A 9,215-nucleotide genomic window follows, 5' to 3' on the forward strand; every position below is an offset into this window, starting at 1 on the left:
TGCCAACCGTTAGCTTAAGACAAGGGTGTCCATCGTGAGGTGGAATCTGAAGGAAGTCGGCGGCAAAACTCTGGTCTGACGAACAGAAACTACATATAAGGCATGTGCTTGTGGGTGAGTTTGCAAGACAAAACAAAGCCCTAAACTATCCGAAACAGGCGGTGTAAATGTAGCAGATATATGGAGTGAAAGTAAGCGTTCTTACCTGGGGAGGTCTGATAGATAAGTTATGGATATGAATTTAGAAATAACAACCCATACAGTGATGTATGCCTGAACTATCAGAAGTCAGCAGAGGTCATAGTACTACGTTAAACGCGTTAGCGTGGGAAGGACTGAACAATAGGAGGTTTCAGAATTTTGAAAGATACGAAGAAATATGATAAAAGCAGACAACTTCATAAGGAAGACTATCTATATGAAAATAGAGTGGAACTCAAAGCTAATATAGAAGTGCCCAGTATTTCTTCCATGTATAAAGAAGGAAGAAACGATGTCAATGAATACGGTAGTGATTTACTAGAGCGAATATTATCTAAGGATAATATGAACAATGCTTATAAAAGAGTAAAAGCCAATAAGGGAAGTCATGGTATTGATGGTATGACAGTAGATGAACTTCTACAATACCTAAAAGAACATGGATAGGAATTAAGGCAGTCATTACTAGAAGGTAGATATAAACCCCAACCTGTAAGGAGAGTAGAAATACCTAAGCCTGACGGCGGGAAGAGATTACTAGGAATACCCACTGTAGTAGATAGAGTTATTCAACAAGCTATTGCTCAAATTCTAATGCCTATATACGAAGGTAAATTTTTAAATAACAGTTATGGCTTTAGACCATTAAGAAGTGCGAAGCAAGCTGTTGAAAAATGCAGACAATATATTAATGCAGGATATACTTGGGCAGTAGATATAGACCTTGCAAAATACTTTGACACAATAAACCATGATAAGCTAATAAGACTGCTATCTAACGATATAAAAGATGGTAGAGTAATTTCTCTAATACGAAAATATCTGCAAAGTGGTGTAATGATAAATGGTGTGGTTATGGGAACAGAAGAAGGAGCACCACAAGGTGGACCATTATCCCCATTATTAAGCAACATAATGCTACATGAACTTGATGTAGAACTAACAAAGCTGCTAGTAGAGTAATGAAGAGCATCACGAAGTTTATTGAAGAGAAGTTAAAACTCAAAGTAAATAAAGAGAAAAGTACAGTAGATAGACCTTGGAAGCTTAAATTTCTAGGATTTTCTTTTTACAGAGGTAAAGGTGAATACAGAATAAGAGTTCATAAGAAGTCTTTAAACAAATTTAAAACAAAACTTAAGAAGCTAACTTCAAGGAGTAATGCAATGAATATGGAATATAGGCTTCTAAAATTAAAACAAGCAATAGTGGGATGGATAAACTATTTCGCTATCGCTGATATAAGAAATATTCTTAGAGCACTTGATGAATGGTTAAGGCGAAGAGTAAGAATGTGTTTTTGGAAACAATGGAAGAAGATTAAAACAAAACATGATAATCTTGTAAAATTAGGAATTCTCAATAATAAAGCATGGGAATATGCTAGCACAAGAAAAGGTTATTGGAGAATATCCAAAAGCCCTATATTATCTAGATACTTAACTAATAAATACCTCAAAGAAATAGGCTTAATCTCTATATCTGAAATATATTCATTAGTACATTAATTCTATTGAACCAACCTGTACCGAACGGTACGCACGGTGGTGTGAGAGGTCGCTGAATAAAATAATTATTCAGCTCCTACTCGATTGAATTATTTGAGTGTTATGAGAAATAAGTTATTGAAAACTATAAAAAAATATTATAGCATAATATTATGGGGTTTATAGAAAATTCTAAATATTTAAACTATATTTAAATATTTAATTGAAAGGGGGCAAATTAATGAGAAAACTAAAGTCACTACTAAAATACACAATGAAATACAAAAGAAGATATTTTATAGGTATTCTTTTTTTAATTGTGGTGGATATTGCTCAGCTTATTCCACCTAAAATTTTAGGAGGACTAACAGACAGTTTAGCACAAGGAAATGCTACTACTAGTACAATTACTAAAGCAATTCTCTATATGATGATAATAGCTGTGGCTATGTCTATAGGCCGTTTTATGTGGAGAATTTATATTAATGGTACCTCTAGAATGATAGAGTATGATATTAGGAGTAAGTTCTTTAAGCATTTACAGGAGCTTTCAACAAATTTTTATAATGAAAATAAGACAGGGGATCTAATGGCACTAGCCACCAATGACTTAAATTCTATAAGAATGGCACTAGGACAAGGTGTTATAATGTTTTTTGATGCTTTAGTACTAACTATAGCTACTTTACTTATAATGTTAAGTATAAATGTAAAATTAACTTTATTAGCACTGGTTCCATTACCTTTTGTTGCGCTTATATCACGAAAATTTGGTAAAAAAATTCACAAAAAATTTATGAGAGTTCAAAAATGCTTTTCAAAGCTTACTGATTTAGTTCAAGAAAACTTCTCGGGAATTAGAATTATTAAGTCTTTTGTGCAAGAAGAAAAAGAATTTGAAAGATTTGCTAAGGAAAATCAAAATAATTTTGAAGCAAATATGGATTTTATAAGGATATGGGGTATATTTTCTCCACTGATAGAACTTATTTCTTCGTTAAGTTTTGTGGTATTAGTTGCAGTAGGAGGGGGATTTGTTATTCTCGGGGACATATCCTTAGGTGAATTTGTAGCCTTTAATATGTATTTAGGAAATTTAGTGTGGCCAATGATGGCAGTTGGATGGGTAATTAATGTACTTCAAAGAGGTTTTGCATCCTTAGAAAGAGTTGAGGAAATATTAAATCAAAAACCTGAAATTATTGATAAATATGTTCATGAGGTTGAGTCAATTAAAGGGGATATAGTAATTAAAGACTTGACCTTTATTTACCCTAAAGCTACCCAGGCTGCACTTAAGAATATAAGTGTTAACATAAAAGAAGGAGAGACACTAGGAATTGTAGGACGTACGGGAAGTAGCAAAAGTACATTGGTTCATCTTTTGCTGAGACTTTATAATATACCTAATGGAAAAATATTTATCGCAGGTGAAGATATAAATAGAATTCCATTAAATACTTTAAGGCATAATATAGGTTTTGTATCTCAAGATCCATTTTTATTTTCTACCACTATTGCAGAAAATGTGAATTTGGCATTTGATGAGTTAGATATGGATCAGGTTTATGAAGCTACTAAGAATGCAGATATATATGAGAATATTATAGATTTTCCAGAAGAGTTTAAAACAATGGTAGGGGAAAGAGGTGTAACTTTATCAGGAGGACAAAAACAACGTATTTCTATTTCTAGGGCACTAATTAAAAATCCTGAACTTTTAATATTAGATGATTGCCTGTCAGCAGTTGATGCTAAAACTGAGGTAAAAATATTAGAGAATCTTAATGAGATAATGAAAAATAAAACATCTATAATAATTTCTCATAGAATTTCAGCGGTTAAAGAAGCAGATCAAATTGTTGTATTAGATGAAGGTGAAATTGTGCAAAGAGGCAAGCATGATGAACTTAAAAATCAAGAAGGCATTTATAAGGATATTTATGAAAAGCAACAAATTGAACAAGCAATTATGGCGGAGGAGGTATAAGCATGGAAAATTTTAATTTAGAAGAAGAAAGCTTGATGAAACAGTATGACTCAAAGCTCATGAGAAGACTCCTTAAATTTGCAAAGCCATATAAACTTCATATATTAGGTGTTATAGTAATAATGTTTATAGCAACTTGCTTAGATCTACTAAGACCATATATTATTAAAAGTACTATAGATAATGATATAAATCCAAGTAAATCATCTTATATAATTACAGAAAAAGCAGTAAATAATAGTATAAAATTAAAAGATGGCTTTTATGTAATTAATAGTGATTCACTAGAAGGTAGAAGAGCTTCCTTAGTATACAATGATAAAAAAGTCTATGTAATAGATGGAGAGGTAAAGGAAAATGGTCCATATACTATAGATGGAGAAAGATTAATACAAGGAGAAAATATTTATTCAGCCTATAAGATTTCTAAGGAAGAAGTTAAAATTTTACGAAGTGGTAATCTTTCATCCGTAGGTAGAAAGGCGATATATATATTAGTTATTTCAATATTAATATTTATATTAAATTATATTCAAATCTTCATATTGCAATATACAGGTCAAAAAATTGTATATAATATAAGGGATACCGTGTTTAGGCATGTAGAAGGACTATCACTATCATTTTTTGATAAAAATCCTGTAGGGAGATTAGTTACAAGGGTTACTAATGATGTAGAAACTTTAAATGAAATGTATACTTCAGTATTAGTATATTTATTTAAAGATTTTTTCCTAATTACAGGAATAATAATTGCTATGTTTTTATTAGATGTAAAGTTAGCATTAATAACAATAGTTACATTGCCATTAATTATATTAGTATCATATATATTTAAAAAATATGATAGAGAGGCCTATAGAAAGGTTAGATCTAGACTTTCAAGAATAAACTCATCGTTAGCTGAAAATATAAATGGGATGAAAATAGTTCAGATTTATAGTAAAGAAGATAAAAAGTATAAGGAATTCGATAATATAAATACTTCTTATTCTGAAGCTGCAATGGAACAGATTAAAGTATTTGCTATATTCAGACCAGTTATGGATTTTATATATCAAATAGCATTAGCTATATTAATTTGGGCAGGAGGAAAAGCAGTGCTTAATACTGACATTCATATAGGAGTACTATATGCTTTTGTCAGCTATATTCAACAATTTTTTCAACCAATTTTTGACCTTTCTGAGAAATTTGATATTATGCAGTCTGCTATGGCATCATCTGAAAGAATATTTATGCTTTTAGATACTGATACCACAATTAAAAATCCTGAAAATCCAGTAGAAATACAGAGATTTAAAGGGGAAATAGAATTTAAGAACGTTTGGTTCGCCTATAATAATGAAGATTGGGTGCTTAGAGATGTAAGTTTTAAAATAAATATAGGAGAAACTATTGCCTTTGTAGGTGCTACTGGGGCAGGAAAAACATCAATAATAAGCTTAATAAGTCGATTATATGATATTCAAAAAGGTGAAATATTAATTGATGGTGTAAATATAAAAACTATGAGAAAAGAAGAGTTGAGAAGAAATTTAGCAACAGTATTACAGGATGTATTCTTATTTGCTGGTGACATTAAGAGTAATGTTAGATTGAATAATGATAATATTAGTGATGAAGAAGTTATAAGAGCATGTAAATATGTTAATGCTAATATATTTATAGAAAAACTTCCAGAAAAATATGATGCTCCTGTAAATGAAAGAGGTTCTACTTTTTCCCAGGGAGAACGTCAACTGGTTGCTTTTGCTAGAGCATTAGCTTTTGATCCACCTATATTAGTTCTGGATGAGGCAACTGCAAATATAGATACAGAAACAGAGAGTCTGATTCAAGATGCATTAGGAAAATTGACAGAAGGAAGAACAACCATAATTGTTGCTCATAGACTTTCAACAATTAAAAATGCAGATAAGATTATAGTACTTCATAAGGGAAAAATCAGAGAAGTTGGAAATCACGAAGAGCTTCTTGTAAAAGGAGGCTTATATAGCAACTTATATAAGCTTCAATATGCACGGCATTAATAACTATAAAACTTATTTCTTTTATTCAAAATTAATCTTAGGAGAACATTAGCTAAATAATAAAAAATGGCTAGCAATTTTTGCTAGCCCATCTAATTATAAATAAGTTTTATGGGGGAAACATTCAAACTGCAATTTACAGCTTGAAAGATACTTGCAAAATTCATTTAAATAAATTACATATTTAAATTAATGTTTTAAATATGTAAGACCATCTAGCGGTATTAATACTTGTGGTGCAGGTTCCTCTCCTACAAGTCCTATAGCATAAATAGTATAGAATCTACCACCACGAAGCCTTATATTAGGTATATATAATATATTTGTATTAGTATTTGGATATGTTATTTCAAAGGTGTATATTGTAGGTGTCAGTTCAATATAATCTGTTATATCTTTATACATTATATTTCCAAATAATACCTTTCCTACAGGAATAGTTAGATCNNTTTGTTTCTAGTATTTACTCCAGCATATTTTTCTTCTATAGGAAATAATTCAAAACTTTCAGGAAGAGTTCCAATAGCCGCTATAGTAAAAATGGTATTTCCAGGAATAGTTAAATTCTTATTGTATAATAAATTTTTACCATTAGTAGATTTATAAACTTTTATATTATATGTTCCAGGCATTAATTTAAAATAATCAGTAAATTCTCTGTAGTTAAAATTTCTTACTAAAAGCTTATCATTTATATATACATCTACAGTATGCGCATTAGGTGATGCATGAAGTAATCTAACATAGGTAATCATACTACCCATGCTACCCATACTGCTAATGTTTTTCATATTGGGTATATTAGTCGCAGTATCCATGTTGCTTATGTCATTCATATTGCTAATATTAGTTATGTTATCCATGTTATTCGCATCATTTATATTATTCATATTATCCATATCAATTCTGGTATTCATATTCCTGTGATAATACATATTCAACCTCTTTATTTAGTATTTCTAAAATTAGTATATGGGTAAATTGGAATTTGGTGATATTATTTCTAAAAAATATAATATTAATTTTATATTTTATAAGATTCTCTAATTTTTATTATTTTTTATTAAAAGCTTATCAAAAATTTAGCTAAATACTTTTATATGAAGAATTAAATTTAATGATTAACACATTATAATAGTAGAGAATTAATATTATAAAACCTATCTGGGAAGTATTGTATAGTACATAATACTTATAATTAAAGGTCATGGTATAATTATGTTATTATTAACAAGCAAATGGTTTATAATATGATTATAGTTTAGATATAGACTTTATAAAATGGAGATTATGATGATTGATTTGATAGATTTTTTTCTAAAAATAGCAATTATATTTTCAATAGTTATGTCGATAGGTATGATTTTAAGTAATAATGAGTATACTTTTATATCATTATTGATATCATTAATATTAATAATATTGTCTATTTTTAAAAAAAGAAGAGATAAACATTGAATGATTTAATGTTTATTTAATATGATATTATATTGGAAATATAAAATAAAAAAAGCTACACCTAAATGGCACAGCTTTAAAACATATCTTTTTTATTTAATATTATAGCTACTACTATTGTAATAGCGGCAATGATTGCTCCTACAATTAAGAAACCACTACCATTTTCTCCAAAAGGCACACCGCCTACATTCATTCCAAGCATTCCAGAAATTAGTGTAGGAATGGACAATACTATGGTAACTGAGGTTAAATACTTCATAACCATATTTTGATTGTTAGAAATTATAGATGCAAAAGCATCCATAGTACCACTTAAAACATCACTATATATATTACACATTTCAATTGCCTGTCTAGTTTCTATGATTACATCTTCTAACACATCTTTATCTTCCTCATACTTTTGAACCATTTCTAGTTTCATTAATTTTTCCAATGTAATCTCATTAGATTTTAGCGAGGTTGAAAAATACACTAAAGATTTTTGAAGTGCTAATAATTGAATTAATTCTCTATTTCTCATAGATTTATAGAGGCTTTTTTCAACTAATATACTTTTTTTATTTATTTGTCTTAAGTATAGTAAAAAATAACTTGCCACTCTAAATAATATTTGAAGCATAAATCTAGAACGTTTAAAAGAATAAAAAGAAGAAATTTTACCTTTAATAAAATCAGAAATAATTTTACTATTTTTAAGACAAACAGTAATTATATTATTTTCAGTGTGAATTATGGCTAATGGGTATGTATCATAGGTTAGTGAATTATCATCTATATCTGTAAATGGTATATCTACAATTACTAAGGTGCAGCTCTCCTCTATTTCAATACGAGAACGCTCTTCTTCATCTAAGGCTGATTTTATAAAATCTAAGGGAATGTTAAGTTTCTGTGATACTAATAATGATTCTTCCTCAGAAGGGGAAACCATATTAATCCAACTACCATTTTCAATTGAATCAATATTTTCAACTTCGCCTTCTAAATTACTTTTATAAATTGAAATCAAGTTATCACCTCATTTTTGTAAAGCCATAAGAAAATTATATACTTTTATTGAATTATTTACAATTACATAACAATAAATCATAATATTAGTATTGTAGTAAATATATATATAAGTATACAAGCTTTTATTAATATTATTTGGAGGCTAACATGAATATTGGTCAAGTTATGTGGGTTGCAATGGCAGTATCTTTAGATGCTTCTGGAGTGGCATTATGTATAGGGTTAAATGAAAAAGCTACAATAAGAAACAAGGTGTTTTTTTCCATTTCCTTCGGATTCTTTCAATTCTTGCTATCCTTTTTAGGTGGATTTTCTGGAAAGCTTTTTTCAGAAAATATAGCATCAGTACCTTCTATTATAGGAGGAATGATAATATCTGTAGTAGGAGTAATGATGATAAAAGAAGGAATGGAAAATGAAGGACATAGTCCATTATTAAATATTAAAATGTATTTTTTGTTGGGTATATCTGTAAGTATAGATGCAATGGTTGTAGGATTTGCAACCTTATATGGAACAGATGTTACCAAACTGCTTACGTATACATTAATAATAGGATTAGTAACATTAGTTATGTGTACAATAGCGTTTATAATTTCTAAGCATTTGAGTAAAATAGAAGTAATCAGTAAGTATGCAGATTATATAGGTGGAATAATATTAATTTTATTTGGGCTGAAGATGATGTTTTTATAGTAACCCTCGAATAATCAAGATTCCATTTTGAAGCGTCAAAAATCCGTCAAAAACTTATTTTTAAATTAAGAAAAGTGACATAATTGTGTGAGCTATTTTATTTAATACTGTCTTAAAAATTTTAAGAAAGTATTAAATACGTGAAAGAGAAGAAAAATAACATATATTTTTCTTTTTATTAAAATAGATTATAGTACTTAATTAAGTATTTATGTTATTATAGAAATATTGTAATTTATAGATTAATATAATCTATTTTACATAAAAAAGAATATCTTAATACTTAATGCTTACGTAGATTATTGTAATATAGGGTTCCTTAATAAAAATTTA

The 9,215-nt window shown here is 28.8% G+C and carries 6 protein-coding genes and 1 pseudogene; 4 read left to right on the plus strand and 3 right to left on the minus strand.

What is annotated here, in order from left to right; genetic code table 11:
- Positions 1-360: 360 nt before the first annotated feature.
- The 3 genes and pseudogenes from B2W91_RS21045 to B2W91_RS10660 all read left to right on the plus strand — a co-directional run bounded on the left by B2W91_RS21045 (position 361) and on the right by B2W91_RS10660 (position 5,711).
- Positions 361-1,709: pseudogene (locus B2W91_RS21045) on the plus strand (group II intron reverse transcriptase/maturase).
- 220 nt (positions 1,710-1,929) lie between these two features.
- Positions 1,930-3,678 (plus strand): ABC transporter ATP-binding protein, encoded by a 1,749-nt coding sequence (locus tag B2W91_RS10655; protein WP_291580643.1) that lies wholly within the window; start codon positions 1,930-1,932, stop codon positions 3,676-3,678.
- 2 nt (positions 3,679-3,680) lie between these two features.
- On the plus strand, positions 3,681-5,711 hold the full coding sequence (locus B2W91_RS10660) for an ABC transporter ATP-binding protein (protein WP_291580644.1): 2,031 nt from the start codon (positions 3,681-3,683) through the stop codon (positions 5,709-5,711).
- A gap of 189 nt (positions 5,712-5,900) precedes the next feature.
- On the opposite strand, the gene B2W91_RS10665 is transcribed toward B2W91_RS10660, so the two are convergent.
- The 3 genes from B2W91_RS10665 to B2W91_RS10675 form a co-directional block, all read right to left on the minus strand.
- Positions 5,901-6,116: a hypothetical protein gene (locus tag B2W91_RS10665; protein WP_291580646.1), complete on the minus strand. Its 216-nt coding sequence runs from the start codon at positions 6,114-6,116 to the stop codon at positions 5,901-5,903.
- Positions 6,117-6,151: 35 nt separating this feature from the next.
- The gene (locus B2W91_RS10670) at positions 6,152-6,646 is read right to left on the minus strand and encodes a DUF4397 domain-containing protein (RefSeq protein WP_291580648.1); all 495 of its coding nucleotides are present in this window, start codon (positions 6,644-6,646) and stop codon (positions 6,152-6,154) included.
- Positions 6,647-7,245: 599 nt separating this feature from the next.
- Complete coding sequence (locus B2W91_RS10675) at positions 7,246-8,184, minus strand: magnesium transporter CorA family protein (RefSeq protein ID WP_291580650.1); 939 nt, start codon at positions 8,182-8,184, stop codon at positions 7,246-7,248.
- A gap of 149 nt (positions 8,185-8,333) precedes the next feature.
- On the opposite strand from B2W91_RS10675, the gene B2W91_RS10680 reads away from it, so the two are divergent.
- The gene (locus B2W91_RS10680; protein WP_291580652.1) at positions 8,334-8,882 is read left to right on the plus strand and encodes a manganese efflux pump MntP family protein; all 549 of its coding nucleotides are present in this window, start codon (positions 8,334-8,336) and stop codon (positions 8,880-8,882) included.
- Positions 8,883-9,215 lie beyond the last annotated feature (333 nt).

Origin of the sequence: Clostridium sp. UBA6640, assembly GCF_002455975.1 — a bacterium.
Lineage (GTDB): Bacteria > Bacillota > Clostridia > Clostridiales > Clostridiaceae > Clostridium_J.